The sequence below is a fragment of the Gordonia sp. 135 genome (assembly GCF_009720185.1).
GTDB lineage: Bacteria > Actinomycetota > Actinomycetes > Mycobacteriales > Mycobacteriaceae > Gordonia > Gordonia alkanivorans.
Window position 1 is genome coordinate 1,245,628 of record NZ_CP046257.1, and the last position, 25,657, is coordinate 1,271,284.

General features: G+C 68.9%; 23 protein-coding genes. 10 read left to right on the forward strand and 13 right to left on the reverse strand.

Annotated features, from left to right (window positions below):
* Position 1: 1 nt before the first annotated feature.
* Entirely contained in the window at positions 2–211 is a 210-nt protein-coding gene (locus tag GKZ92_RS05700) for a hypothetical protein (protein WP_006360646.1), read from the reverse strand.
* A 241-nt stretch (positions 212–452) separates the two neighbouring features.
* Here GKZ92_RS05700 and GKZ92_RS05705 point away from each other — a divergent pair, with 241 nt between their 5' ends.
* Positions 453–866 (forward strand): cold-shock protein, encoded by a 414-nt coding sequence (locus GKZ92_RS05705; protein WP_006360647.1) that lies wholly within the window; start codon positions 453–455, stop codon positions 864–866.
* A gap of 37 nt (positions 867–903) precedes the next feature.
* On the opposite strand, the gene GKZ92_RS05710 is transcribed toward GKZ92_RS05705, so the two are convergent.
* Positions 904–1,437, reverse strand: a complete 534-nt coding sequence (locus GKZ92_RS05710) for a DUF2771 family protein (RefSeq protein WP_035753124.1) — start codon at positions 1,435–1,437, stop codon at positions 904–906.
* A complete protein-coding gene (locus tag GKZ92_RS05715; protein WP_006360649.1) occupies positions 1,434–3,254 on the reverse strand; it encodes an MFS transporter in 1,821 nt (606 codons plus the stop codon). Before GKZ92_RS05715 ends, GKZ92_RS05710 begins: the two co-directional genes overlap by 4 nt.
* A gap of 236 nt (positions 3,255–3,490) precedes the next feature.
* Between GKZ92_RS05715 and GKZ92_RS05720 the strand changes: the two genes are divergently transcribed.
* Together GKZ92_RS05720 and GKZ92_RS05725 are read left to right on the forward strand one after the other, a co-directional pair.
* Complete coding sequence (locus tag GKZ92_RS05720) at positions 3,491–4,279, forward strand: DUF3027 domain-containing protein (RefSeq protein WP_006360650.1); 789 nt, start codon at positions 3,491–3,493, stop codon at positions 4,277–4,279.
* Between the two features lie 17 nt (positions 4,280–4,296).
* The gene (locus tag GKZ92_RS05725; RefSeq protein WP_075862756.1) at positions 4,297–7,083 is read left to right on the forward strand and encodes a sacsin N-terminal ATP-binding-like domain-containing protein; all 2,787 of its coding nucleotides are present in this window, start codon (positions 4,297–4,299) and stop codon (positions 7,081–7,083) included.
* Positions 7,084–7,162: 79 nt separating this feature from the next.
* Here the strand turns inward: GKZ92_RS05725 and GKZ92_RS05730 are convergent, their stop codons facing one another.
* From GKZ92_RS05730 to GKZ92_RS05740, 3 genes are read right to left on the reverse strand one after another with little or no spacing between them, the layout of a single operon-like run.
* A complete protein-coding gene (locus GKZ92_RS05730; RefSeq protein WP_051405924.1) occupies positions 7,163–8,104 on the reverse strand; it encodes an acyl-CoA dehydrogenase family protein in 942 nt (313 codons plus the stop codon).
* Positions 8,105–8,106: 2 nt separating this feature from the next.
* Positions 8,107–9,258, reverse strand: coding sequence for an acyl-CoA dehydrogenase family protein (locus GKZ92_RS05735; RefSeq protein WP_035753120.1), 1,152 nt, complete (start codon positions 9,256–9,258; stop codon positions 8,107–8,109).
* 26 nt (positions 9,259–9,284) lie between these two features.
* Complete coding sequence (locus GKZ92_RS05740; RefSeq protein ID WP_196222032.1) at positions 9,285–10,025, reverse strand: enoyl-CoA hydratase/isomerase family protein; 741 nt, start codon at positions 10,023–10,025, stop codon at positions 9,285–9,287.
* A 141-nt stretch (positions 10,026–10,166) separates the two neighbouring features.
* Between GKZ92_RS05740 and GKZ92_RS05745 the strand changes: the two genes are divergently transcribed.
* The 4 genes from GKZ92_RS05745 to GKZ92_RS05760 are packed head-to-tail and all read left to right on the forward strand — an operon-like array spanning position 10,167 to position 15,218.
* A complete protein-coding gene (locus GKZ92_RS05745; RefSeq protein WP_139319420.1) occupies positions 10,167–12,467 on the forward strand; it encodes an acyl-CoA dehydrogenase in 2,301 nt (766 codons plus the stop codon).
* 35 nt (positions 12,468–12,502) lie between these two features.
* The gene (locus GKZ92_RS05750; RefSeq protein WP_052362813.1) at positions 12,503–14,182 is read left to right on the forward strand and encodes an AMP-binding protein; all 1,680 of its coding nucleotides are present in this window, start codon (positions 12,503–12,505) and stop codon (positions 14,180–14,182) included.
* A gap of 26 nt (positions 14,183–14,208) precedes the next feature.
* Positions 14,209–14,400 carry a ferredoxin gene (locus GKZ92_RS05755; RefSeq protein ID WP_042378514.1) on the forward strand — a complete coding sequence of 64 codons (192 nt, stop codon included), beginning with the start codon at positions 14,209–14,211 and terminating at the stop codon, positions 14,398–14,400.
* Positions 14,401–14,435: 35 nt separating this feature from the next.
* Positions 14,436–15,218: a FadR/GntR family transcriptional regulator gene (locus tag GKZ92_RS05760; protein ID WP_052362814.1), complete on the forward strand. Its 783-nt coding sequence runs from the start codon at positions 14,436–14,438 to the stop codon at positions 15,216–15,218.
* A 21-nt stretch (positions 15,219–15,239) separates the two neighbouring features.
* On the opposite strand, the gene GKZ92_RS05765 is transcribed toward GKZ92_RS05760, so the two are convergent.
* Entirely contained in the window at positions 15,240–16,343 is a 1,104-nt protein-coding gene (locus GKZ92_RS05765) for a hypothetical protein (RefSeq protein WP_155225086.1), read from the reverse strand.
* Between the two features lie 86 nt (positions 16,344–16,429).
* Between GKZ92_RS05765 and GKZ92_RS05770 the strand changes: the two genes are divergently transcribed.
* Positions 16,430–17,290 carry an acyl-CoA thioesterase gene (locus tag GKZ92_RS05770; RefSeq protein WP_042378086.1) on the forward strand — a complete coding sequence of 287 codons (861 nt, stop codon included), beginning with the start codon at positions 16,430–16,432 and terminating at the stop codon, positions 17,288–17,290.
* A 30-nt stretch (positions 17,291–17,320) separates the two neighbouring features.
* Here the strand turns inward: GKZ92_RS05770 and GKZ92_RS05775 are convergent, their stop codons facing one another.
* The 5 genes from GKZ92_RS05775 to GKZ92_RS05795 form a co-directional block, all read right to left on the reverse strand.
* Positions 17,321–18,163 (reverse strand): NAD(P)-dependent oxidoreductase, encoded by an 843-nt coding sequence (locus GKZ92_RS05775; RefSeq protein ID WP_035753114.1) that lies wholly within the window; start codon positions 18,161–18,163, stop codon positions 17,321–17,323.
* Positions 18,160–19,011 carry a mycofactocin-coupled SDR family oxidoreductase gene (locus GKZ92_RS05780; RefSeq protein ID WP_042378082.1) on the reverse strand — a complete coding sequence of 284 codons (852 nt, stop codon included), beginning with the start codon at positions 19,009–19,011 and terminating at the stop codon, positions 18,160–18,162. Before GKZ92_RS05780 ends, GKZ92_RS05775 begins: the two co-directional genes overlap by 4 nt.
* A gap of 84 nt (positions 19,012–19,095) precedes the next feature.
* Complete coding sequence (locus GKZ92_RS05785) at positions 19,096–19,881, reverse strand: enoyl-CoA hydratase-related protein (protein ID WP_035753111.1); 786 nt, start codon at positions 19,879–19,881, stop codon at positions 19,096–19,098.
* Positions 19,882–19,916: 35 nt separating this feature from the next.
* Positions 19,917–21,485 carry an AMP-binding protein gene (locus tag GKZ92_RS05790; RefSeq protein ID WP_042378098.1) on the reverse strand — a complete coding sequence of 523 codons (1,569 nt, stop codon included), beginning with the start codon at positions 21,483–21,485 and terminating at the stop codon, positions 19,917–19,919.
* 67 nt (positions 21,486–21,552) lie between these two features.
* Positions 21,553–22,323 carry an SDR family NAD(P)-dependent oxidoreductase gene (locus GKZ92_RS05795; protein WP_042378081.1) on the reverse strand — a complete coding sequence of 257 codons (771 nt, stop codon included), beginning with the start codon at positions 22,321–22,323 and terminating at the stop codon, positions 21,553–21,555.
* A 126-nt stretch (positions 22,324–22,449) separates the two neighbouring features.
* Here GKZ92_RS05795 and GKZ92_RS05800 point away from each other — a divergent pair, with 126 nt between their 5' ends.
* The gene (locus GKZ92_RS05800) at positions 22,450–23,628 is read left to right on the forward strand and encodes a thiolase family protein (RefSeq protein WP_042378080.1); all 1,179 of its coding nucleotides are present in this window, start codon (positions 22,450–22,452) and stop codon (positions 23,626–23,628) included.
* A gap of 39 nt (positions 23,629–23,667) precedes the next feature.
* Here the strand turns inward: GKZ92_RS05800 and GKZ92_RS05805 are convergent, their stop codons facing one another.
* Entirely contained in the window at positions 23,668–24,132 is a 465-nt protein-coding gene (locus tag GKZ92_RS05805; protein ID WP_230461905.1) for a Zn-ribbon domain-containing OB-fold protein, read from the reverse strand.
* Between the two features lie 116 nt (positions 24,133–24,248).
* On the opposite strand from GKZ92_RS05805, the gene GKZ92_RS05810 reads away from it, so the two are divergent.
* Positions 24,249–25,427 carry a thiolase C-terminal domain-containing protein gene (locus tag GKZ92_RS05810; protein WP_035753103.1) on the forward strand — a complete coding sequence of 393 codons (1,179 nt, stop codon included), beginning with the start codon at positions 24,249–24,251 and terminating at the stop codon, positions 25,425–25,427.
* Positions 25,428–25,657: the final 230 nt, after the last annotated feature.

Consider the following 25,657-nt stretch of genomic DNA (forward strand, 5'->3'; position numbering starts at 1 on the left):
CTCACCTGGCTCGGCGTCCGGCACGGAGTGCGTACACCAGGCCGAGGAGAAAACCCAGGGGTGCGCACATGGTCAGCAGGTAGACGAAGGTCGGTGCCGTGTCGCCGTCGGTGACCAGCGGGGTCACGAACAAGGCCACGAGGGCGATGAGTCCGATCGCGAAGATCACCATGGCCACCTGCAGCAGCCGCGGGGACGTCGTCTTCTGCATGCCGTCTACGGTAGTGCACTCTCCGGGAGGGCGACGTCGCGCAAGGGTGTGACGGGTTGGGCTGAGGTAATGGTGTGACCGCGGGGTGGGGTGTTGGCTACCATGGGGCGCAGCAGGCGCCTTGCATCCGTCTGGGCCCATACGGACTTTCCGCCGTGGGTCGTGTGATGGGTGACGGCGTCTTTTGTTGTGACAGGCAGATCCGCAAGAGATCTACGACGTACAGATGAGGGTGAGCACAGTGCCGACCGGCAAGGTGAAGTGGTACGACGCGGACAAGGGCTTCGGCTTCCTCGCTCAGGAGAGCGGTGAGGACGTCTACGTCCGTTCGTCCGCCCTGCCCGAAGGGGTGGAGGCCCTCAAGCCGGGGCAGCGGGTGGAGTTCGGCATGGCCGCCGGTCGCCGCGGGCCGCAGGCACTGAGCGTCAAGGTTCTCGAACCCGCGCCGAGCGTGTCCAAGAACGTGCGCGAGGCCGCCCGCAAGGACACCAAGCGGCACACCCCCGATGAACTGCACGGCATGGTCGCCGATCTGATCACCCTGCTCGAGGGCAAGGTGCAGCCGGACCTGCGCAAGGGGCGCTACCCCGACCGCAAGACCGCGCAGCGGATCTCCGAGGTCGTGCGCGCGGTCGCCCGCGAACTCGAGAGCTGAACCCCGGTCGTCGAGCGCCGACCTCGACGCCGCGGTGTCAGCCGAGGTACTGCAGGAAATTCTCCGGTGCGGTCTGTGCTGCCAGCACTCCGCGCGGGATGATCTCGTCGTTCTGCGTCAACCGGGCCGACGCCGGGTAGACGGTGACCCCCAGCAGGACGAATTCGGGTGCCGTCTTCAGCGTGACCGTGTACGTCTCACCCGACGCCTGGGGCTGCTCGTCTTCGACGAGCCCCTTCGGCGTCCAGTAGACGGCCGCGAGGTTCCAGGGTCCCTTCGCGATGTCGCCGGAGACCGACAGCATCACCGTGTCGCCGACCGCCACCGGAACCCGGGGCGCCTCGCGCTGCGACGTGCCGAGCGGCGGGTCGCACTCGTCGAGCATCAGGTCGCACCACCGCACCGGTTCGACGGTGTAGAGGTTCTTGCCGACGGCGAGGTGCACGTACGGCCGGTCGTCGTGCGTGGAGTTGCGGGTCAGCAGGAACACCGAGACGCCGACGACTGCGACGAACGCCACCACGACGATCGCGATGATCGAAAGTGCCTTCTTCTCACCACTGCTGATCACGGTCGGCGTTGTCCTGTCTCGTCGGGGGTGGAGCGGTCACCGGGTGGCCGGTGACCGGAGTTCGGGAACGGTGCCGTCGACGGCATCCGCGTGGTCGTCGGCCGCTGGGAATGCGCCCGGGTCGGTGCCGACCCCGGTCCGGTCCGGCGTGCGGCATCGTCCGAACCGGCGGCCCGGAAGGCGACAGTCGGTGCGGCGTGGTCGGGGCGTCGACCGCCCAGACCCGGCACCAGCGATGTGCCGCGGGTCGTCATCACGGTCTGGAGCAGGCCCAGCCCGAGCAGCACGGCGACGACGGTGAAGCCGATCCACAGGGTCGGGGGCAGCAGCACCCCGAGTGAGGCGCCGAACACCCACGACAACTGCAGGACCGTCTCCGAACGGCCGAAGGCCGAGGCGCGTGACTCGTCGGGCAGGTCGTCCTGGATCGACGAGTCGAGGCACACCTTGCCGATCGCGCTGGCGCCCGAGGCGACCAGCGCGGCGACCGCCGCGAAGAGGATGTTGCCGAAGATCGCCGCGAGGACCGCGACGACGAAGCAGGCCACGGTGGCCCAGACGATGATGCCCGGCGGGTTCTTCAGCTCCAGCCGGGTGCCGACGCCGTTGCCGATCATGTTGCCGACGCCGGCGGCGGCACCGACGGCGCCGAGCAGCAGCAGCTGCGTCCAGTCCGATGCGTCGCCCTGCTGGGCCTTGGCGTAGAAGGCCACGAACAGCGTCAGGAAGCCGGTCAGGATGCGGATGGTGCCGTTGCCCCACAGACCGGCCACCACCGTGCGGCCCAGCGGCTGACGCATCTTCGCGGCGAGCATCTTGGCACCCTCGCGAGCGCTGGTCGGCTCGTGTTCGGGCATCGCCGAGCGGGCCGGTTCGCCGTGATAGGTCAGGGTCGTGGGGATCTCGCCCTCGGTCGACTCGACCCACGACGGGATGCGCATGCACAGGTAGGCGCCGGCCGCGGCGACGATCGCCAGCCACACCATGGCTCCCGGCAGATGCAGCGGCAGCAGTTTGCCGAGCAGCATCTCGATCAGCGCGGCCACCGCACCGCCGACGATCGTGCCGCCGATCAGGCCGAAGGTGGTCAGGCGGGAGTTCACCCGCGGCAGGTCGATGGTCGGGGGCACCACACGTGGGGTGACCGCCGATTTGAGCACGCCGAAAGATTTCGACAGCACCAGCAGGCCCAGCGCGCAGGGATAGAGCACCCACGGGTCGTACTCGAGTTGCTGGGTGGCGTCGTTCCACTGGACGTTCGACATGATCAGCAGCGCCAGGATGACGCGCAGACCGAAGGTCGTGGCCATCGCGATACGACGCCCGCGCTGGAGTCGGTCGAGCAGCGGACCGATCAGGGGAGCGATGAGTGCGAACGGCGCGATCGTCAGCGCCAGATACAGCGCGACGTTGGTCTTGGATTCACCCGACGCGGCGGCGAAGAACAGGGTGTTGGCCAGCGCGACGGCCATCGCGGCGTCGGCGGCGAAGTTCGCGATCACCGGCAGGGTGAGCGCAGTGAGGCCGGACTGGTCGGCGCCGTCGGCGGTCGCGGCCCGGTGGATCTTGCCGATGCCCTTGCCCGTCAGCTCGCGGCTGCGCATCGCGGCGACGCGCATCACGGTCAGCTTCTTGGGCGTTCGCGGCCCGTGGTCGGCGGGCATCGCCCGGGTCGCCGACTCGTCGTACTGCGGCTGACCTCGCTCGTCGAGCGGCGGCAGATGCGGATTGTGGGTGGGCGGGGGCAGGTAGGCATTGCGGCCGGGACCCGGTCCGGGTGGCGGTCCCCAGCCGGGTGCGGGCCGGCGGCCGCGCATCTGGCGGGTCTCGTCGGCCGGGTAGTTGGCCGACCCGGGGTGCTGCGCGGCGCGACGGCCGCGATCGTCTGTCGGCGGTCGAGAATGCTGGCTCGCCGGACCCCTGGGGGCCCCGCGCCCATCGTCGTGTCGGGAACTCCGTGGGATCACGCCCCCGATTGTTCCTCATCTCGTGCCGGTGCCGCTTGAAGCGGGTCGTTGTGTGGCACACGTCGGCGATATTGCACACTGGAAGCGTGACTGACGTAAGTGAGGGCGGACGACTGCTGGCGGCCGTCGACATCGCACGAGCCGCGCTGGTCGACGAAGGACAGCAGCCCGGCGCGCATCGGCGCAGCGTCGCCGAGGGCGAGTGGGCCGCTGCGCATTACTTCGACGCCGAGCTCGCAGGCTATCGCGGATGGCAGTGGTGCGTCGTGCTGGCCGGTTCCCCGGGCAGCGACGAGATCACCCTCAGTGAGGTCGTGCTGCTGCCGGGCGACGGCTCGTTGCTCGCACCGCCGTGGGTGCCGTGGGCCGAGCGTGTCGCCTCCGGCGACCTCGCGCCCGGTGACCTGCTGGCCGCCGAACCCGACGATCCGCGTCTGGTGCCCAACCAGATCGACACCGGCGACGAGTTCCGCTTCGACTCCGAGTCCGAGGACCCCGACGACATCGGTCAGATCGCCGGCGAGATCGGCCTCGGCCGTCGCCGACTGCTGAGCTACGACGGTCGCGCCGACGCCGCGCAGCGCTGGTACGACGGCGACTTCGGTCCGTCGTCGGAGATGGCTCAGGCGGCCCCGTTCCCCTGCTGCACCTGTGGTTTCTATGTGCCCCTCGCGGGTGCGCTGCGCGCCGGATTCGGTGCCTGCACCAACGAATACGCAGCCGACGGCCGGGTGGTCTCCGCCGAGTACGGCTGCGGAGCGCACTCCGATGTCCAGGCGCCCAAGGGTGAGGGCTCACCCGCCTACGACGCCTACGACGACGGCGCCCTCGAGGTCATCTCGGTCACCCGGGACGCCGAACCGGCCCGCTCCTGAACGACTCGCCACCATCCATGAGCGCCGATCCGTTCGGCCCGGACCCGTTTGGCACCGCCGCACTGCGGTCGTCGACGCTCGACGCCTGGACGGCCTCGCCGACCCGTCTCGCCGAGGACGCGGCTGCCGAGTCGGATCTGGTGACCGTCGGATACCGCGATCGGCTGCTCACCGAACTCGCCGCGAATGCCGCCGATGCCGCGGCCGCGGCGGGGATCGCGGGGGAGCTCGCCGTCTGGGTCGACGGTGACGAGCTACATGTCGCGAACACCGGTGAGCCGCTGAGTGTCGACGGCGTCCGATCGCTGGCCGCGCTGCGGGTGTCGGCGAAGGCGCCCACCGACGGTCAGATCGGACGATTCGGCGTCGGATTCACCGCCACCGCAACGGTCGCCGACCGCGTCGAGGTCCGGTCTCGTACCGGGTCGATCGTCTTCGACCGCGCCGCCACCGCCGAAGCCGTCGACGATGCCGGGCTCTCGGCGGACACCGTTCCGGTCCTACGGCTTGTGTGGCCGACCGATGCCGTGCCGGGGGCGGGGGTGGGTTCCAGCACAGCGGGCTTCGACACCGAGGTGGTCCTGAGTCTGCGTGAGCCGTCCGGGCCGCTCATCGACGCGATGCTCGTCCAGGCGCCGGATCTTGTCGTGGAACTCGCTGCATTGCAACGGATCACCGTGGACGGCGTGGAGGTCACGGTCGAGCGGTCCGCCGGGCCCGAGATCGGTGACGATCAGGCCTCGTCCGCGATCGTCACCGTGTCCGTGGACGGCTCCGGTTCGGTGTCGACCCAACGCTGGCTGGAGGTCACCCGCGGCGGGACGCGCTGGCTCGTCGACGCCGACGGCGGTCGCGCACCTGAGCACGATGTGCTGCGCGCACCCACGCCCACCGACATCGAACTGAGCCTGCCGTGCCGGTGCATCACCGACCTCGCGCTCACCCCCGACCGTCGGCACCTTCACCCGGGTGCCGAGATCGGCGATGCCGCAGCCGGTTATGTGGACCTTCTGCTCCTCGTCGACCCGGTTCGTCGGCTACAGCTCGTGCCGGAGCTGCATCTCGCGCGAAATCGCGACGACGCCAGGCTGATCGAGGCCGTGCGCGTACAGCTCCGCGACGTCGCGTGGCTGCCGGGTGCGGACGGCGAGCCGTTGCTGCCGTCGCGGTCGGTGGTCCTGATCGGGCTGACCGATCGCCTGGCCGGGATGCTGTCCGAACACTTCGCGGATCTCGTCCACCCCGACATCTCACTCGCCCAGCATCTTCCGACGCTCGGGCGGCTGGGCGTCGAGGAACTCGGGCTGGCGGCGCTGGCCGAGCGGCTCGGCGGCCTGCACCACGAGCCGTCCTGGTGGCACGACCTGTACGACGCGCTCGCGCCGCTCGTGTCGACGGGACGCGAGGTCGAGGAACTGGGCGCGCTGCCGATCCCGCGATCCGACGGACGGATGTCGGTCGGGGTCCGCGGACTGTTCGTGAGCGATCGCATCGCCACGCCGATGCGATGGATGCCCACCGTCCACCCAGACGCCCGGCATTCGCTCCTCGAACGCCTGGGCGTGCGGGAACTCTCCGTCGCCGACGCACTGGCCGACCCGGCACTTCGGGTGCTGGTCGAGGACATCGACCTCGACGGTGCCGGCGACGACGGGCTGGCCGCCGAGATCTGTGCGGTCCTACGGGCCGATCCGGATGCGTCCGTACCGCCGTGGCTGGCCACCCTGCCGCTGCTCGACAGCGACGGCGAGCTCCGCCCCGCCGATGAACTGCTGCTGCCCGACAGTCCGCTGCTGTCGGTCCTCGTCGACGACCATCCGTTCGGTGTCGTCGACGACGAGGTCGTGTCCGAGTGTGGCGCAGAAGAATTGCGGCGCCTGGGCGTCGGGTGGGGATTCCTCACCGTCGTCGACGACCTGCCGGTCGGTCCCGACCACGACCTCCCCGACGAGGAGGACTGGTGGGACACGCTGCCCGACGCACCCGAAAGGCTCACGGCGGTCCGGGATCTCGACCTGATCGACGACCGGTCCTGGTCCGAGGCGCTGACCATGATGGCGACCGACGCGGACATTGCACCGCTGCTCGCCGACCGCGACGGGTACACCGCCTGGTGGTTGCGGCGGCATGCCGAGGTCGACGGATTGTTGCTGGGGGAGTACCGCGCACCCTCGGATGAGATCCTCGCCGGGATCATCGACCCGCTCGATCATCCGCACGCCGACGCGCTGGTAGGCGCGCTCGCACGCCTCGAACCCGACACCGCCGACGATGCCGCGCTGCTTCTCACCCGCCTCGGCGACCCCGACCGGGACATCTCCGCCGGTGCCGCGGTGATGGTGCACGCCGCCGTGGTCGCGGCATGCCGCCGGGGCGATCTCGATGCGGCCGATGTCGAAGTGCCCGAACAGGTCCGGACGATCGCCGGCACCGTCACCGACCGCGCGGTGGTGGTCGACCGACCGTGGTTCCTCCAAGCGCTACCCGACGACGAAGCGGTCCTCGCCGGACCGACGGTGACCGCGGCCGATGCCGAGATGCTCGCTACGCTGCTCGACCTGCCACCGGCCTCCGAGGAGTACGCCGCGACCGTCCGCGACCCGGGCGACGCGGCGACCTGGGCTCACCCCGAGGCGGTGCGGTTCGGTGCCGAACGCGGGGTCGAGGTCCCCCGCGGCCAGGTGCGCCTCCACGACGAGTTGTGGATCTCGCTGCGCGACGGGGACTCTCATAAGGATGTGCGCGTGCGCTGGTGGGTCGAGGGCGGGGCCACACACCTCGAGCGTGCTCGCCGAGTTCGCTGATTCGCCGAGCACCTGATGGCGCGCCCTCACCGGGGAGTGCGGAACCACCGGCCTGCGTGGCCTCGATTTCCGGGCGGTGTCAGCGAAAACCTCGCAACACCAACGACGGCGGCGTACCGGCGGCACGGGCGCGTGTGGAGACCACGTGGTCGACGGCGGGGCCCTCCGGCACCGACAGGCGTAACCATCGCGCTTGGGAACTCAGGCGCACGAGTCCGGTCTCGTCGCAGAATCCCAGCGCGCCGAACAGTTGGTGTGCGTGTGCCAGAACCTTCTCGGTCGCCTCCCGCGTGTAGAGCCAGGTGAGTGCGGCCGCGGTGGGCGATCGGACGTCGTCTCCCGACCACCGCCAAGCGGCATCGAGGACGGCGACCTCGGCGCCTTGCAGGAGCATCGAGCACTCCGCGAGCCGGACCTGCACGGCTTGCCGGGATGCGAGCGGCCGGCCGAAGACCTCACGGTCCTTGGTATGCCGCATGGTCATCTCATATGCCCCGGACGCCAGTCCGAGAGTGGCCGCGGAGGCGAGTAGCCAACGGCGGGATGCCATCTCGTCGGCGCCCTGCCCATCGTGCTCGAGCCAGCCGTGCGGCAGATGGTAGGCGTTGTGGACCGGTTCGCACGGCCGATCGGTCAGTACCGCGCCGTCGACCGTGGACACGACCGCCTCGGCGCGGGCGCCCCAGCCGACGACGCGGCGGGCCGGACCGCCGGGGCCAATGCTGCTGATGACACCGCCACGCCCCAGGACGTCGGGCGCCACAGTGGGATTGGCGCGGGCGGCTAGTTCGGCTTCGACGAGCGGCCCGGGTAGGGGAGCGCGGGAGACCGCGCTGATGGCACACACCAGGTCGAGCATGTCGCCGCCATGCGCCTCGAGGTCGAAGATGCCGAACTCGACCAGCTGCTTCCAGCCGGTGGCGTCGTCGGCATCGGACACCTCGAAGATGGGCCGGTCCCTGGCCCATCGACGCAGTTCGTCGACGAGGCCGACGGTGTGGTCGGGGAGGACGAAATCCATGGTCAGCGAATCCTTTCCAGGCCCAGTCCGCGCTGGGCGATGATCCCCATCTGGATCTCGTAGGCACCGGCGGTGACGGTGCCGGTGGGTGCCAGGCGGGTGAAGTCCTCGATCTCGCCGCCCTCGACCGCGGCGGTGTCGTGGGAGTCGACGATCGCCATCGGTCCCAGTACCCGATCCGCGATGGCCGAGACCCGTTGTTCGAGAGTGACGTTGTGCACGCGGGCTGCACTGCCCTGCCACGTCGGCACCTCGCCCCGCTCCTTCATGTCGACGACGAGGTAGCTCATCAGTTCGGCGACGCGCGCACCGGCGAGTGCGGTCGCGATGTCGCGCTGGATCTCGGGCCGGTCCGCCTCCGGAAGACGCTCGAGCTCACCGAGGATGCGCGTGGAGCGCGCATATCGCGCCACACCGACCCGTTCGAAGGCCAACGACGCCATGGCGACTCGCCATCCGTCGCCTGGCGCGCCGAGAACGGCGTCGGCGGGGATCACCGCGTCGGTGAAGACGACGGAGTTGAGCTTGTGTTTGCCCAATGGGGTCGCGATGGGCTTGACCTCGATGCCGGGCGTCGACATGTCGATGAGGAGCACGACGAGTCCCGCGTGACGTTCCGAGCCTGCTTCGCATCGAGCGAGGAGGACGCCGTACTCGGCGTAGTCGCCGTAGCTGGTCCAGATCTTCTCGCCGTTGACGATGAACGCGTCACCGGTGGGCGTGGCCTTGGTCCGCAGCGCGGCGAGGTCGGATCCGGCCCCCGGCTCGGAGAAGAGCTGCGCCCACTGCACGTCGCCGGCGGCAATACGCGGGAGGAATCGCATCTTTTGTTCGTCGGTGCCGAACCTGATGATCGCCGGTCCGATCCAGTTGACTCCCATGTACTGGCCGCCGCGAGGTTCGAAGTAGGCCCACGTCTCCTCTTGGAGCACCACCTGCCGCCAGTTCGATGCGCCCCGACCGCCGTACTCCTCGGGCCATGTCTGGGTGAGCCATCCGCGTTCGGCCATCTCGCGCGTGATCGAGAAGCTGAGGTCGAGATACTCGTCCGGTCCGTGGAAGATCCCGACCCAGTCGTCGGGCAGGCGCGATTCCAGCAGCGCCCGGAGTTCGGCGCGGAACTGCTCCTGTTCTTCGGAGAAATCCAGATCCATGATGTCCTTCGTTCGTGCCGGGCGACTTATTTGCCCAGGACCTGAGCGGTCAGTGCGCGGAACTCGGCGGAGCCGATCAGTTGTCCCTGGATGTCGGCGGCGGTGTCGAAATGGCCGTCGGACGGCCAGTCCTCGCGGGCGAGGCGGGCGTAGGACTCCAGGAGGTGCCCGGGATGCGCGGCGAGCTTGGCGGCGCGGACGCGGGCGGCGTCGAGGGCGGTTGGTTCGGCCTTCTCGCCGAGACCCAACTGTGCGGCGAGGTCGGCGTCGATGCGTTCCTGGTCCGCGAGCAGCCGCCACAGCAGTGAGCCGTCCAACCGGCGCAGCAGTCCGATCCCGCCCACGCCGTGGATCAGGCCCGCATTGGCCCAGCCCTGGCGGAACCAGCCGCGGGGACCGACGAAGCGCATGTCGGCGGCGAGGGCGATGTCGAGACCGAGTCCGATCGCGGCGCCGTCGACCGCCGCGGCGGTGGGCAGCGGACAGTGCTGGAAGGCGCGGATGATGCGCTGCATGCGGCTGTAGACGGTGTCGCGGACCTGCTCCGGGGTGTGAGTCGCGGAGATCTCGGCGAATGCGGGTAGATCGCCTCCCGAGCAGAAGGCCCCGTTCCCGGTGACGATGACCAGTCCGACGTCGGACCGGCCCGCTTCCTCGATGGCGTCGACGATCTGGTCGGCGTCCTCGGGGTTGAGGGAGTTGCGCTTCTCCGGCCAGTCGAAAGTCACCACCGCTGCGTCGGATTCAACATCCAAGATCACACCCACGTTGCTCAACTCCTCTTCCCGGCCGTAGCGCGGCCCGCTCGGAACTCTCGGTCGAGTATGGATCGCCGAGGCCCAATAAGTCTATGTTTTATCTACCTATTTATGCTAATTCTTGAACACTGACAAACCCGAGGAGGCGCAGTGACCCCCACGCAGGTGGCGGCCGAGTCCGCGACGTCGAGCGCGGCCGCGCCCGATCAGCTGGAGTCGACCATCGAGACCGATGAGCACCGCTCATTCGCAGCTGCCGTCGCCGCGGCGGTCGCTTCGGTGTGGGACGACGAGACATTGCGGGGCATCGGTCGCGACGGTCGGGACGCCGACGCCGAGGTCGCATGGGCGGCGCTGGCCGGAGTCGGTATGCCGGGCGTGCCGGTCCCCGAACACCGCGGAGGGTTCGGCGGACGATGGCTCGACGTCGTGTCCGCGATCGAACGCATCGGAGAAACCCTGGTGCCCAACCCGCTGGCCACGTCGTATGCGGCCACGGTGCTGCTGTCCCACAGCGATGTCGCCGACACCGGCCTCGCCGGACGTGTCGCCGACGGCTCGCTGCGGGCGGGCGTCGCCGCCGACTGGACCACCGCGGACTGGGCGGATACCGACGCCCTGAAGGTGGAGGCGCAGGCCTCGGGTGCCGGCACAGTGACCTTGTCCGGCCACGTCGACTGTTTCCTCCGGCCCGCGGCCGAGTTGTTGCTGGTGCCCGCTGTGCTCGGTGACGACGTGGTCGTGGCGATGGTCCCGGCCGAGCGAGCGGTCCTCACCGCGCGCACGGGTCTGGATGTGCTGACCCCGCTCGCCGCGGTGGCCTTGGAATCCGCTGAGGCGACCATCGTGTTGCAGGCGTCGGAGGCCTCGGGTGCGCTGCGCACCGCGCACGCGGTCGCGACCCTGGCGCTCGCCGCCGAACACGTCGGCCTGTGTCGGCGCGTACTGCGCCACGCGGTCGCGCATGCGAGGGACCGCACACAGTTCGGGGCGCCGATCGGCAGCTTCCAAGGTGTCTCCCATCGACTCGCCGACGTCTTCGTCGAGACGGAGTTGGCCACGAGCGCGGTGCGTCACCTGGCGGTCGTCCTCGATACGGGCGGTCACGACGTCACCGAACCCGCACAGCTGGCACATCACCAGGCCGTCAAGGCGCTGCGGATGGCGTCGGCGTCGGTCATCCAGGTCCTCGGCGGTCTCGGCTTCACCTGGGAGGCGACGGCGCACCACGCCTTCCGTAGGGCGGGCGCGCATGCCCGGCTCCTGGGTCCGGCCACCGCGCCGGCCGTCCGACGTCGGAACGACGCGACGGGTGCGCCGCCGACGGACCCGGTGGTCGCGGCGTTCCGTGAGTTCTTGTCGACCGCGGTGGCTCAGCATCGACGAGAATGGGGCGTCGACGAGACCTTCGGCGCCCGGCGGGCCTGGCAGCGACGGCTGCACGACGGCGGATGGATCGGCCTGGGATGGCCGGAAAGCCATGGCGGACGCGGACTCACGGTCCGACAGCAGGTCGACTGCGAACGCGAGCTGGCCGCCGCGGGTGCGCCCTCCCTCGCAGGCGTCCTCGGCATCAACAACGTGGGGCCCACCCTGATCGCGCACGGTACGCCCGAGCAGCAGCGGCACCTCCCGGCGATCCTGTCCACCGACGAGGTGTGGTGCCAGGGGTTCAGCGAACCGGGCGCCGGCAGCGACCTCGCCGGCCTGCGCTGCCGTGCCACCCGTGTCGGTGACGAGTATGTGATCAACGGACAGAAGATCTGGACGACCGACGGCATGGACGCCACCCACATCGAACTGATGGTGCGTACCGATCCCGAGTCCACACGGCATGCCGGTATCACCGTGCTGCTGGTGCCGCTCGACACCCCGGGAATCACCCGTCGCCCGATCGTCCAGCTCGATGGCTCGGTCGGGTACGCCGAGGTCTTCTTCGACGACGTCGCGGTCCCGGCGTCGGCGCTGCTGGGTGTCGAAGGCGAGGGTTGGGCGGTCAGTCGCACCACGCTGGCCTACGAACGGACCGGCGTCGTCGCGCTCGCGGCGCGTCTGCAGCAGTCGGTGCAGGACGTCCTCGACGGCATCGTCGACGTCAACGACACCGACGGCATCGTCGACGGCACACGTCTCGACGACGACGTGGCACGTGCACTGGCCGACACCGCGGCCCGCGCCCGATTACTGGACCTCCACGGAACCAGGATTCTGTCCGCCATCGAGGCCGGCACGCCACCGGGACCCGAACAGTCCGTCGTCAAACTGGCCTGGAGCCAGGTCACCCAGTCGCTGGGGGAGTTGCGGCTCGCCGCGGCCGGTGCCGGCGCACTCGAACCCGACGCGGCCACCGAGGTGGCGTACCTGCGGTCCCGCTCGGCGTCCATCGCCGGTGGTACCACCGAGATCATGAAGAACGTCATCGCCCAGAGAGTGCTGGGCCTACCCCGATGACGGTGGCCGCACAGCACACAAGAGGAGAACTCCCGATGATTGACACAGCCGTCCACGACGCGGACCGGGTGCAGCACGCACCGGCGGACGAGGTGCGCGTTGCACCGCAGCCGGAATGGTCTGCCGGTGTCCAGGAGACCGTCAATGAGTTGCTCGCCCGGGCGGCAGGTCAGTGGCCGGATCGTCCCTACCTCGAGAACAACGGTGTGGTTCACACCTACTCCGAGATCGCCGAGTCGGCGGCATCCCTCGCCGCCGGTCTCGCCGCTCTCGGTGTGCAGCGCGGCGATCGCGTGGTGATGTTGCTCGACAACAGCGTCGAATGTGCGCAGGTGTGGTTCGCGGTGAACTGGCTCGGTGCCATCTGGGTGCCGTTGAACACCGCGAACAAGGGCGAGTTCCTGCGTCACCAGATCCACAATGCGGGTGCGGCCGTGGTGATCACCGAATCCAGGTTCGTCGAACGCCTCGTGCCGATCGCCGACGGCATCCCCGAGGTCACCACGGTCGTCACCCGCGAACCTGTCGGCCACGATATGCCCTGGCGCGCAGAAACACTCGCCGTACTGTTGACCGCCGACCGGCCGCACGTGCCGATGGTCACCGTGGCCCCGGGTGACCTGGCGATGTTCATCTACACCTCGGGCACCACCGGGCCGTCGAAGGGCTGCATGATCAGCCACAACTACGTCTGCAATCTGGCTCGCCAGTATCTGGCCGGTACCGCACGTACGCCCGAGGAGGTGGCCTGGACCGCGCTCCCGCTGTTCCACATGAACGCGGCATCGACCGCCGTGCTCTCGACACTGATGATCGGCAGCAAGGTCTATCTCGCCACCCGGTTCAGCGTGTCGGGATTCTGGCGGGAGATCGAGGAGAGCGGTGCACGCATCGCCACCCTGCTCGGCGCCATGCTGACGATGGTCGCCAACGCACCGGAGACCGAGGCCGAGAAGCGGTGCTTCGGCCAGTTGCGCGTCGTGCGCGGCGCCCCGTTCCCGGCGTCGCTGCAGGAGCACTGGAAACAGCGGTTCGGGGGAGAGATCTTCGGCTCGAACGCCTTCGGGCTGACCGAGGCATCGCTCGTCACCATGGCCGACGCCGCGGCGACCCCGCCGCCGGGGAGCGCGGGTCGACGCGGACCGGACTTCGACGTGCGGATCGTCGACGCCCAGGACTGCGAGGTGCCCACCGGCGAGGTCGGCGAGATCGTCGTCCGGCCGCGGCGCCCCAACATCATGTTCGCCGGGTACTGGCGACGTCCCGACGCGACCGCGGAGGTCATGCGCAACCTGTGGTTCCACACCGGCGACCTCGGCTACTTCGATGACGACGACTGGCTGTACTTCGCCGACCGCAAGAAGGACTATCTCCGGCGGCGAGGGGAGAACATCTCGTCGTACGAGCTCGAGTCGACGTTCCATCAGCACCCCGCGGTCCGCGAATGCGCCGTGCACGCCGTACCGAGCGACCTCACCGAGGACGAGGTGAAGGTGACCGTCACACTGCGTGAGGGTGCCACGGTGACCCCCTACGACCTATGCGAGTGGTCGCTCGACCGCCTGCCCTACTTCGCGGTGCCGCGATATGTCGAGATCCGCGACGAACTGCCCAAGAACGCACTCGGCAAGATCCTGAAGTACGAACTGCGGGACGAGGGCGTGACGTCCTCGACCTGGGACCGCGAGCAGTCCGATCTCGAGGTCCGCCGGTGACAACCCCTTCCGTGGAGGAGAAACAGATGAAGATCGTCGTCGACCGCGACACGTGCCAGGGCCATGGGCGATGCGCGGTGTACGCGCCCGAGGTCTACGAACTCGATGACGAAGGGTACTGCGCCATCACCGACCTGCTCGTTCCCGCCGACCAGGAGGATGCTGCCGCGTCTGGTGCCGACGCATGCCCGGAAAATGCCATTGAGGTTATAGATTAAGCGAGTTCGCTCCCATGTCGGTTACGATCAACCCCATGACGATGCAGCCGGTGGAGACCTCCGTACCGCACGGCGGGTTTCGTGTGCCGAAGACCGCCGAGCTCGTCGCGGCCAATCTACGACGCCAGATCATCCGCGGCGAGCTCGTCGAGGGCGACAGCCTGCCCCCGGAGCACCTGCTCACCGAGAAGTATCAGGTATCGCGGCCGACGCTGCGGGAGGCCTACCGCATCCTCGAGTCGGAGCGCCTCATCGAGGTGCGTCGTGGTGCCAAGGGCGGTGCCCGGGTCCGGCTGCCGGATGCCGACGTCGCCGCACAGCATGCGGGGTTGATGCTGCAGTTCGAACGCACCGAACTGAGTGATGTGTACTTCGCCCGCTCGGTCATGGAGGCGCCGGCGGGGGCGCTCGCCGCGCAGAACCCCGATCCGGAGGATCTCCGGCGGCTCGAGGAGAACATCGCCGAGGCCGAACGCATCCTGGCCGATCCCGACGCGGATCAGAGTCGGCTGCCGGTCCTGTCGCGCGGGTTCCACTCGATCGTGGTGGAGATGAGCGGCAACAAGACGCTGACCCTGTTCGACTCGATGCTCGGCGTGATCATCGACCTCGCCAGCAAGAACTATGTGACGTCGCAGGCGCCGTCGCGGGGGACCAAGTCGAGCGCCACGGCTCTCCGCGCGCACAAGAAGCTCTACCGGCTGATCGCGGCCGGTGACGTCGAAGGCGCAGATGCCCTGTGGCGCCGCCATCTCGAAGGCGTGTCGGAGACCATGGCCGACGTGGTGCCGGGTACCGTCATCGACCTGCTGAGCTGAGTCACACCGGGGGTGCCGACCTCACCCGGAGAACTCCCCGCTGTCAGTGCTCCTGCGGCGCACGACGACCCGGGCGCTCGCGGTGGTCTCGTCGCGCTGGTTGCGTGCGGTGACCTCGCACTCCACCCGGCCGTCGTCGTGGACCGCGCATACCTCGCCGCCGATGCGGGTGACGTCGCCGATCAGGTTCGGGGCCAACAGGTCTGTGTCGAGTTCGACGATCCGTCCGGCGTCGCCGCACCAGTCGGTGACGAGCTGCGCCAGCCACGAGATCCGTTGCGCGCCGAAGTCATAGCCGCGTGTGAGTCCGTTCTGGCGTGCGATCGAGGTGTCCCAGTGGCCGGCCTCCGCGGTGTCGGGGTAACCGTGTTCACCGAAGAGGCGTGTGGCCGGGTCGGCGGACCACAGCCGGTGCGCGCACCGGTCGGTGAGGACCAGCGGTGATCCCCAGCCGAGCAGCCAGGCGATGATGGAGGTGACGGTCAGCGGCCCCTTGACGAGGGTGCCCAGACCGTCGCCCGTCCGTACATCCGGACCCAAGGTCGCCCTGGGCCCGGGGATGTTCTCCCGCAATGACTCCCGCATCAACGCATCGATGTCCTCGGGCCTGTACGTCGGTGGCTCTCCGAATGCGGGAGGCGCCGAATCGGCTGTGCCGGCGCGGTCCCCGCGCGGGAAGCGCATGGTGCGCTTCCGGCACTCCGCGAGGAGCGTGCCCGTGTCGTCGTGATGGCGGAACAACTCTTCCAGTTCGACGACCTCGCCTCGCCGACGCGACGACCGCACCTCAACGGCGGACAGTTCGACCGTCGTCGTGACCCGGCGATCGACCTCGACCGCTGAGTGGAACGTCCAGCGGTCGCCCCGCCACAGCGCTGCGTAGCCGGCCAGGCACGATGCCGGCGACGGCGTCGACGCATCGTCGGCTCGTCCGACGCTGCTGCAACTGTAGAGATACGTCGGGGGCACCCGTCCGTCCCGGGCCCAGCGCGGTGAATCATCACCGATGCCAGCGGCGAAGTGTCGCACCGACTCGGGGGTGACCTGCCTGTTCCAGCCCACGACCGGAACTCGGATCCCGATGGTTGTGCGCAGCAGGGCGATTCGTTCGTGAAGATCTGTCATGGAGTACTTCCGGGGTCGGTCGCTCGGAGACAATGCGCCGTATTATCGTATAGATAATACAACGATAATCGAGCCATGGGAGTGGCATGTCACAGGACCGGCTCACCGCCCACCGTCCGTTGACGGACATCCTCGATCTGCGCCTGACCGGTGACGACGAGTTCGCCGGGCCGGCGGTCGCCGACGGCAGCAGGCGGCTCTACGGCGGCCATGCGATCGCCCAGAGCATCGTCGCCGCAACCGAGACGGTCTCGGGTGAACCCCTGCGCTCCGTGCGGATCGACTTCCTTCGCCCCGGTCTCGAAGAGCACGAGGTCGAGTACCGCGTCGCGCGGTTGCTCACCGGCCGGCGTCTGGCGAGCCGTCGCGTGGACCGATTTCAGGACAGGAAGCTCCTGTTCACCGCGACAGTGCTCTTCGGGAACGCCGAGCCCACCGGGGCGGTGACGCTCCCGGTCGAGGAACCCATGTCGGCCGTCCCGCCGATCCCGCCCCTGTCGGCGGTCGAACAGCATCGGGTTCGAGGGGTCGAGGTTCCGGCGCAGGCGATCCCGCGGTACGTCAGGACCGGGATGCGGTTCGTCGACGACCCGCCGCGAGTTGCCGCCGGCACCGGCCGCACCCCGGAGCGGAGCCGTGGGTACTGCGACCTGCGAGGCATCGAACCACGTTTGGCCACAGCTGCACTCGGTTACGCGAGTGACCTGTCCATGCTGGACCCGCTCGCGTACCACGCATCCCTGATCTGGCAGGAATCCGCGGTCCCCGCGACCCTCACGCACTCGATGGTCGTCCATCGGCCGGGTCTCGTCGGAGACTGGTTGCTGTTCGACCGCGAACTCGTCTCGGCATTCGACGGTACGGTCTACGTCGTCGCCGGGGTGTACACGACCAGCGGTGTGCGCGTCGCCACGCTGACCCAGAGTGCGCTGGTGCTGGAACCGTAGAACCCGCGCGGGCCGGCGTGGCGGACGCGCCTATGCCGGCGTCGTCACCCCGAGGGGGAGGGGACCTTCGACGGCGACATGCCGGAGCAGCGGCGAGGGAACTCCGAGTGAGGATGCCAGTGCGAGAGCCGAATCGGAGTCCTTGGAGAGGTACTTGCCGACGCGGTCGCCGAAGGCGGCCACGCTGGACTCGAGTGCCATCCGACGCATGGCATCGGATGCGCCGCTGCACTGGCCGATCGTCGCCAGGAGCGCGGACTCGTCGACTCCGAGAGCGTCCCCGATGCGTGCGGCCTCGGCCACGAGCTGCACGTTGGCGGTGAACAGCAGGTTGTTGATGAGCTTGATCGTGCTCGCGGTGCCGAGCGCGCCGGTCGGGAGGTAACGACCGGCGTACGTCGACACCGTCTGCTCGGCAGCGGCGACCACGTCGGGATCGCCACCGGCCAGAACGGTCAGCCGACCGTCGCGAATGTCGGTGGCACTGCCGCTGATCGGGGCGTCGAGAACCCGCGCAGCACGTCGGGCTGCCGCGTCGGCGATCGCACGGATCATCTGTGGCCCGGCGGTGGTGTGGATGACGAGGATCGCGTCGTTGTCGAGGTGCGAGGCGATGCCGCCCTCGCCGAGGATCACCTCGTCGAGCTGCTTCTCGTCGAAGAGACACACGACGACCACCGCGTGGCCGCGGGTCGCGGCTGCCGGCGTGTCCACCACCTGAGCCCCCGCGTCCCGCAGCCGCTCGGCGACCTCGGGGCGTCGTACCGACACGGTCACCGGCACGTCGGCGCCGAGGAGACGGTCGATCATCGGGGCGCCCATGCTGCCCGCCCCGATGAAACCGACTCCGCCACCATGTGATCCAGTGCTCACAGACCGGTCACTCCGGCTTTGAGGAGCGCACCCGCGTCGACCTTGAGCTGCAGTCCGGTGACATAGCGCGATTCGTCGGAAGACAGGAAGAGCACCGCGTTGCTGATGTCCTCCGGCTCCACGTACGGCACCGGCATGATCTGCGTCGAGGCGAAGGCGTCGAGCACGTCCTCGCGCTTGGGGTCGTCGAGGTCGGGCCGGAAGACCTTGTACATGGGCGCACTGTGCAGCATGGGGGTGTTGCAGTTGCCCGGGTGCACGGCGTTGACGCGGATGTTTCTCGGTCCCAGCTGGATCGCGAGGGAGTTGACCAGGGACGCGACCCCTCGCTTGGCGTAGGAGTAGCCGGTTCCGCCGGGGCCGTTCTTGACTCCCTGCGGGGTGAGACCCGCGAAGGAACCCGTGGCGATGATCGACGCGCCGGCGCCGAGATGGGGGAGTGCCACGTCGATCGCGTTCATCACGCCGGTGAGGTTGGTCGAGACCGTTTCCAGCCACACCGATTCGGGCTCGTTCTCCCCGAGGGGGCAGACGCCGGCGTTGGCGATGACGATGTCGAGACGACCGAGTTCGGCGACTCCGGCGTCGACGGCGTCGGCGAGGGCGGTCTTGTCCCGGACGTCCACGATGTGGGGACTGATCCGGCCGTCGAGACCTTTGACCATGTCGACCGTTTCGGCGAGATCATCGGGCGTCGCGAGCGGATAATTCATCCACTCCGGCTGCGCGCAGATGTCGACGGCGATGATGTCGGCGCCCTCGCGAGCCAGGGCGAGCGCATGACTGCGCCCCTGGCCTCGTGCGGCACCGGTGATGAGGGCGACCTTGCCCGCGACCCTACCTGTCATTGCGTTCTCCTCTGTTCGTTCTCGTGCCCCATCGGGTGGGGCGAGTGTCGTTGTGGCGTCCGGCTTTCGCTGGAATCCAGACGATCAGCGGCCGGTCCACCTCGGCGGCCGCTTCTCCGCGAAGGCCGCCAGACCCTCGCGGGCATCGTCGGAGGCGTTCACCGTCACGGCTTCCCGTGCGGTGTGCGTCCAGAAGTCGGTCTCGGCCGGTACGGCTCCGTCACGGATGCCCTTGGCGATCCGCTTGGTCGCCTGCACGGCCACCGGTCCGTTCTCGCCGATCTTCGCGGCGAGTCGGAGGGCCTCGGCGCGTACCAGGGCGGCAGGGACGACGCGGTTGACGAGGTGGTGCTCGAGCGCCTTTGCGGCGGTCAGGGATTCGCCGGTGAACAGCAGCTCGAGGGCGAGGCGTTCGGGGAGTTGCCGTGTCCACCGGAATGCGCCACCGGCGCCCGCGACTCGTCCGCGCTTCACCTCGGGCAGGCCGAAGACCGCGTTCTCCGACGCGACGATGAGGTCGCTGGCGAGCGCCAGCTCGGTACCACCGCCGAGGGCGAGGCCGTTGACCGCGGCGATCGTCGGTTTGCTGATCGGGTGGTTGACGTAGCCGGCCAGACCCCACGCCTCGCGTCCGGGCGGGATGATGGGTTCGCCGCGGCCGATCGCCTTCAGGTCGGCGCCGGAACAGAACGCTTGCTCGCCGGCGCCGGTGAGGATCACCGCACGGATGTCGGGATCGGCCTCGGCGTCGGAGAGGGCGTCGCCGATCGCCAGGCACACGCCCATGTCCACCGCATTGCGGACCTCAGGACGGTTGATCGTGATCACGAGGGTGTGACCCTCGCGGTCGAGTAGCACCGAGTCATTCACAGTGCCAACCCCTTTCGTGTCGGTCGAGGATGATCTCAGATGCCGGGACCGGACGCATCGGAGTCGTCCCGGATGCGGTGGCGCAGCGCGAACTTCTGGATCTTGCCGGTGCCGGTCTTCGGGAGGTCGGTGAAGACGATGCGTCGTGGCACCTTGTAGCCGGCGAGATGAGAGCGCGAGAACTCGATGAGTTCCTCGGGGCTCACCTCGGCACCGGCCCGGGGGGTGACGAACGCGACGGGCACCTCGCCCCATCGCTCGTGTGGCGCGCCGACAACGGCGACCTCGGAGACCGCGGGATGGCGTGACATGGCTTGCTCGACCTCGATGGAGGCGATGTTCTCGCCGCCCGAGATGATGACGTCCTTGCGTCGGTCACGGAGCTCGATCTCGCCTGCGGGATGCACCACAGCCAGGTCGCCGGTACGAAACCATCCGCCGCCGAACGCTTCTCGTGTGCCCTCGGGGTCGTCGTGGTAACCGCCGGCGACGGTGTTGCCGCGGATGAGGACCTCGCCCACGGTCTCGCCGTCGGCGGGGACGTCGGGCTTCGCCGGATCGCCGTCACCGACCACCCGCAGCAACTGCGCGACGACGCTCGCATTGCCCTGCCGGGCTTTCAGTGCGGCCTGCTCGCCGATGGGCAGGTCGTCCCACTCCGGTTGCCAGTCCCGCAGCACCGACGGTCCGAAGGTCTCGGTGAGTCCGTACAGGTGGGTGACGGAGATGTCGAGGTCGGCGAGGGCCGCGAGCAGCGACGGCGACGGAGGGGCGCCGCCGGTGCCGACGGACATCGGATGGTCGAGCCGGGTGGCGCGCGGGTGCGCTGCGAGGTCGATGAGCACCGTCGGAGCGGCGTTCATGCTCGTGGCACCCTCGTCCAGGATCCTGGTCCAGATCTCGCCCGCATCGACCTTGCGCAGGCAGACGTGTGTCGCTCCGGCCGCGGTGAGGGCCCAAGGGAACGACCACCCGTTGCAGTGGAACATCGGCAGCACCCACAGGTGGACCGTCTCGGGTCCCAGCCGCGCGTGGAAGGCCATCGACAAGGCCTGCAGGTAGGCGCCGCGATGGTGGTAGACAACGCCTTTCGGCTTACCGGTGGTGCCGCTGGTGTAGTTGAGGGCGATCGGCGTCCGTTCATCGGTCAGGCGCCGGTGCACCTCCGGGGCACCGGCGAGCCGGTGTTCGTAGGCGGTCGAATCCAGCATCGTCGCGGCGGCGGTCTGCTCGGCCGCAGCCGCCAGACTGTCGTCGTAGAGCAGCACACGGGCACCGGAGTGCTCGACGATGTAGCGCAGCTCCGCCGGGGCCAGCCGGGTGTTGAGCGCGACGAGCACGCCGCCGGCCATGGCCACGCCGTAGTGGGCTTCGAGGAGCATCGCGCTGTTCGGTGCGAGTACGGCCACCCGATCGCCGGGTTCGACGCCGAGTTCGGTGAGCAGTCCTGCCTGTCTGCGGCACCGCTGCAGCAGGTCGGCGTAGGTGCGTCGCACCGGGCCGTCGACGACAGCGATGCGGTGGCCGTGCACGACGGCCGCCCGTTCGAGGTAGCTGACCGGGGTCAGTGGCTCGAAGGACGAGTCGAGGTCGGGTTCAGTCATGTTCTCTCCATCCATCGCGTGCCACACCATCACCGGTCGGCACGGAGGCCGGTCGCCGGCTTTCGTGTCAGCGCGCGTTGAACCGCTGGGCGCCGTCGATGCGGATCACCTCGCCGTTCAGGTAGTCGTTCTCGGCGATGTGCAAGGCCAGTGAGGCGTACTCTTCCACGTCGCCCATCCGCTTCGGGTTCGGCACGCCCGGACCGAATTTCGCCTGCGCGTCCTCCTCGCTCATCCCGTAGGCCGGGGTGAAGAAGGTGCCGGGCGCGATCGACATGACCCGCACTCCGACGGGAGCGAGATCGCGCGCAGCGGTCAGGTTCAGGCCGATCACGCCACCCTTGGCCGCCGAGTAGTCGGTTTGTCCGGGTGCACCCTCGTAGCCGGCGATGCTGGCGGTGGAGATGACGACGCCGCGCTGACCCGACCCGAGCGGCTCGTTGCCGACCATGGCGGCCGCGGCCTGACTCATCACGTTGAACGTCCCCGACAGGAAGATGTCGACGGTCTTGCGGAAACGCTCGAGGCCGTAAGTCTTTCCCTCGCGGTCGACGATGCGGGCGCGGGCGGCGGACCCGCCGTGGACGATGACGGCGACCCGGAGGGGGCCGAGCTCCGTCGCAGCGGCGATGGCGTCGCGAACCGACTCCTCACTCGTGACGTCGGTGCTGCGGAACACCGCCGCGTCGCCGAGGTCGTCGGCGAGCTCGCGGCCCCGGTCCGCGGCCAGGTCGGCGACGACGACCTTCATCCCGGCGGCGACGAGACGGCGTACCGTCGCCGCGCCGAATCCGCCGGCGCCACCGGTCACGATCGCCGAACCGCCATCAAGAATCACGTCGAGGTCTCCTACCGATTGTGAACGAAAATATGGTTAGCTTTTTATACCTAATCTCGGCCGGGCACAAGGCTCACCGAAACAGCCACCGCCGGCAGACGTCGCCGCGAAGCGAAACGAGGGAATGTGACCGAGGCAGTCATCGTCAGTGCAGTCCGTACACCGATCGGCACCGCCCGCAAGGGGGCACTGGCCAACACCACCGCGCTGGAACTGGCACACGAGGTCGTCGGCGAGACCCTGCGTCGCTCTACTGTGGACCCCGGGCGGGTCGAAGACATCATCTTCGCCGAGTCGGGCTGGGGCGGAGGCGACATCGCACGCCACGCGGCGGTGACCAACGGGATGCCGCGGGTGCCCGGCCAGGCGATCAACCGCCACTGCGCCGGCAGTCTCGCCTCGGTGGGCAACGCCGCCGCGGCCATCCGCGCGGACATGAACGACGTGGTGATCGCCGGTGGCGTCCAGTCGACATCGACGGCACCGACCATGCGCTGGCGGGTTCCCGGCACCGCCGACGAGTACGTCGACAACTGGTTGAGCCCGACGCATCCGGACTCCACCGAGGCGCCCAACCGTGACATGTCGATCACCGTCGGATGGAACACCGCGCGCGCCGCCGACATCGATCGGGAGGCCATGGATCGGTGGGCGCTGCGCTCGCATCAGCGGGCCGTCGCAGCCATCGACGCCGGTCTGTTCGACGACGAGATCGTAGCGGTCAAGGCGTTGCAGCTCGACGGCTCCTACCGCGACTTCGGCGTCGACGAGCATCCGCGTCGGAGTTCTACGTACGAGAAGCTCGCCTCGCTGGCGCCGCTGCATCCCGAGATCGACGGCTTCTCGATCACTGCAGGCAACGCCAGTGGGGTCAACGACGCGGCGGCGGCTCTGACGCTGGCCAACGCCGAGCTCGCGGAAGCCGAGGGCTGGCCGGTCCTCGCCCGGATCCGGTCCTGGGCCGCCGTCGGCATCGAACCGGCACTCATGGGTCTCGGTGTCGTCGACGTGGTGCCGTTGGCCCTGCGCAAGGCCGGGGTGGAACTCGACGACGTGGCCGTGTGGGAGATCAACGAGGCCTTCGCCTCGGTGCCCATCGCCGCGTGCCGTCGTCTCGGGATCGATGAGGACAAGGTCAACATGCTCGGCAGCGGATGCAGCCTCGGACACCCGGTCGCGGCGTCGGGCGCCCGGATGCTCACCACCCTCACCCACCAGCTCCGACGAAGCGGCGGCGGTGTGGGTGTGGCCGCCATGTGCGCCGGCGGCGGACAGGCCGGCGCGGTCGTCCTCGAGGTGTTCTGACCGACGGCGCCGGGAGCCGGTTTCCGGCGGCCGGGTGGGTCATGCCGGGCGGAACACCGGGACCCACCGGTCGTCGGTGTGGATGAAGGCCACGGTGACCCGCATCCCGATGGTGACATCCTCGGGCTCGACGTCGACCAGATTGGCGGTCACCCGCAGGCGCGGTTGATCGTCGAGTTCGACCACGGCGGCGACGAACGGGACCTTCCAGCCGGGCAGCCACGGGTAGCGGTTGATCGTGTAGGTGAAGACCGTGCCGTTGCCGGTGACCGGCTCGGGGCGCAGGGTGTCGGTGAGGCAGAGCGGGCAGAGCGGTTGCCCGGGGTGGATGAAGGTCCGGCAGTCGCCGCAGCGGGGGAGCTGCCATGTTCCCGACGCGCCGGACGTCCAGAACGCCGCGTTGGCCTCCGTGACCGGCGGGAGGATGTGGGTCTCGGCGATCGGATCCGCGCTCAGCAGGCGCGGGTTGCTGTCACGGGTGGGCTTCTCGTCGGTGTGCTTCACAGGATCTCCTGGGGTCGTTCGTGTCGCCGGAGCGGCGGTGACTGCTAGCCTATAAATCGCTATATGATTATGCGAGTCCTGGGTGGTTCGCGACGGCGTCCGACGGAAGGTCGACGGTGCATCTCTTCGAATCCGATGTGGTGATCAGCGGTATCGGCCAGTCGGCCGTGGGGCGGCGGTTGGGGCGCTCGGGTCTGGACCTCACCGTCGAAGCGGCTCGTGTTGCACTGGCCGACGCCGGGCTGACGCGGGCCGACGTCAACGGGCTCTCGGCATATCCGTCGATGCACGACGATCCGGGATTCGGGCCCGTCAGCGTGTACGAGCTCAAAGAGGCCATGCGTCTGGAGCTGGACTGGATCGTCGGGATGCCGCACTCGATGGGCCAGTTCGGTCCGATCCTCGAGGGTGCGATGGCGATCTCGTCTGGTCTCGCCGACCACGTGCTTTGTTACCGCACGATGACCGAGTCGACGGCTCAGGGCGCCGCGAGCCGATCGTCGGTCACCGGCCGCCCGCGGGCGTCGTTGAATCAGACGATCGAGTACTTCATGCCCTACGGCCTGGCGAGTGCGTCGTCGTGGGTGGCGCTGTACATGCAGCGGTACATGCACGAATTCGGTGCCACCAGAGAGCAGTTCGCGGGCCTCGCGATGACCGAGCGCAGGCATGCGGCGCTGAACCCGAAGGCGATCTACCGGGCGGAGATGACTCTCGACGACTATCTCGGCGCGCGCATGATCTCCGACCCGGTCGGCCTCTACGACTGCGATGCGCCCATCGACGGCAGTACCGTGATCATCTTGTCGCGCAAGGGCGCGTGCCCGCGTCCCGAGAACGCCGTGAACGTCGAGGCGGCCGGAGCGGGTATGCGGGTCAGCGCCTACTGGGATCAGTCGCCCGACATGATCGAGATGGCCGCAACCGGGGCGGCCCGTCGCCTGTGGGAACGCACCGACCTGCGGCCTTCGGATGTCGACGTCGCGCTGCTCTACGACGGCTTCAGCTATCTCGCCATCGCCTGGCTCGAGGCCCTCGGTTTCTGCGGGCGCGGTGAAGGAGCGGCGTTCGTCGAAGGCGGCGAACGCATCTCGCTGGGCGGTGAGCTGCCGCTGAACACCCAGGGCGGCCACCTCTCGGGCGGTCGCCTGCACGGCTTCGGGATGCTGCACGAAGCGTGTCTCCAGGTGCGGGGCGACGCCGATCGGCGCCAGGTGTCCGGCGCCGAGCTCGCCGTGGCGTCCGCCGGCGGAGGTCCGCTGGCGGGGTGCCTGCTGGTCTCCGCGCCGGCCTGACGTCGCTCGTATGGCGTGACCGCTGATGTCGCGTCACCCTCCGGTTGTGCGCACGGCACCGACAGGAGGTTCAGTGCTGCAACGATATTCGAACCTTCAGCGCGGGGTCGTGCATCCTGGTCGACGTGGAACGCGCCGCTGTGGGGATGGTTCTGGGGCGAATCACCTCAACTCCTTGACGCCACCCCGGGTTATGGCTTTAATCACACTAAAGAACTTAAATATTTAGT

What these genes read in the sequence shown, in the direction of transcription:
- GKZ92_RS05760 (WP_052362814.1), top strand. Translation starts at nt 14,436, where the DNA reads ATGACGATGCAGCCGGTGGAGACCTCCGTACCGCACGGCGGGTTTCGT.
- GKZ92_RS05725 (WP_075862756.1), top strand. Translation starts at nt 4,297, where the DNA reads ATGAGCGCCGATCCGTTCGGCCCGGACCCGTTTGGCACCGCCGCACTG.
- GKZ92_RS05790 (WP_042378098.1), bottom strand. Translation starts at nt 21,485, where the DNA reads ATGACTGAACCCGACCTCGACTCGTCCTTCGAGCCACTGACCCCGGTC.
- GKZ92_RS05730 (WP_051405924.1), bottom strand. Translation starts at nt 8,104, where the DNA reads ATGGATTTCGTCCTCCCCGACCACACCGTCGGCCTCGTCGACGAACTG.
- GKZ92_RS05770 (WP_042378086.1), top strand. Translation starts at nt 16,430, where the DNA reads ATGTCACAGGACCGGCTCACCGCCCACCGTCCGTTGACGGACATCCTC.
- GKZ92_RS05755 (WP_042378514.1), top strand. Translation starts at nt 14,209, where the DNA reads ATGAAGATCGTCGTCGACCGCGACACGTGCCAGGGCCATGGGCGATGC.
- GKZ92_RS05750 (WP_052362813.1), top strand. Translation starts at nt 12,503, where the DNA reads ATGATTGACACAGCCGTCCACGACGCGGACCGGGTGCAGCACGCACCG.
- GKZ92_RS05735 (WP_035753120.1), bottom strand. Translation starts at nt 9,258, where the DNA reads ATGGATCTGGATTTCTCCGAAGAACAGGAGCAGTTCCGCGCCGAACTC.
- GKZ92_RS05715 (WP_006360649.1), bottom strand. Translation starts at nt 3,254, where the DNA reads ATGCGCGGCCGCCGGCCCGCACCCGGCTGGGGACCGCCACCCGGACCG.
- GKZ92_RS05700 (WP_006360646.1), bottom strand. Translation starts at nt 211, where the DNA reads ATGCAGAAGACGACGTCCCCGCGGCTGCTGCAGGTGGCCATGGTGATC.
- GKZ92_RS05780 (WP_042378082.1), bottom strand. Translation starts at nt 19,011, where the DNA reads ATGACAGGTAGGGTCGCGGGCAAGGTCGCCCTCATCACCGGTGCCGCA.
- GKZ92_RS05765 (WP_155225086.1), bottom strand. Translation starts at nt 16,343, where the DNA reads ATGACAGATCTTCACGAACGAATCGCCCTGCTGCGCACAACCATCGGG.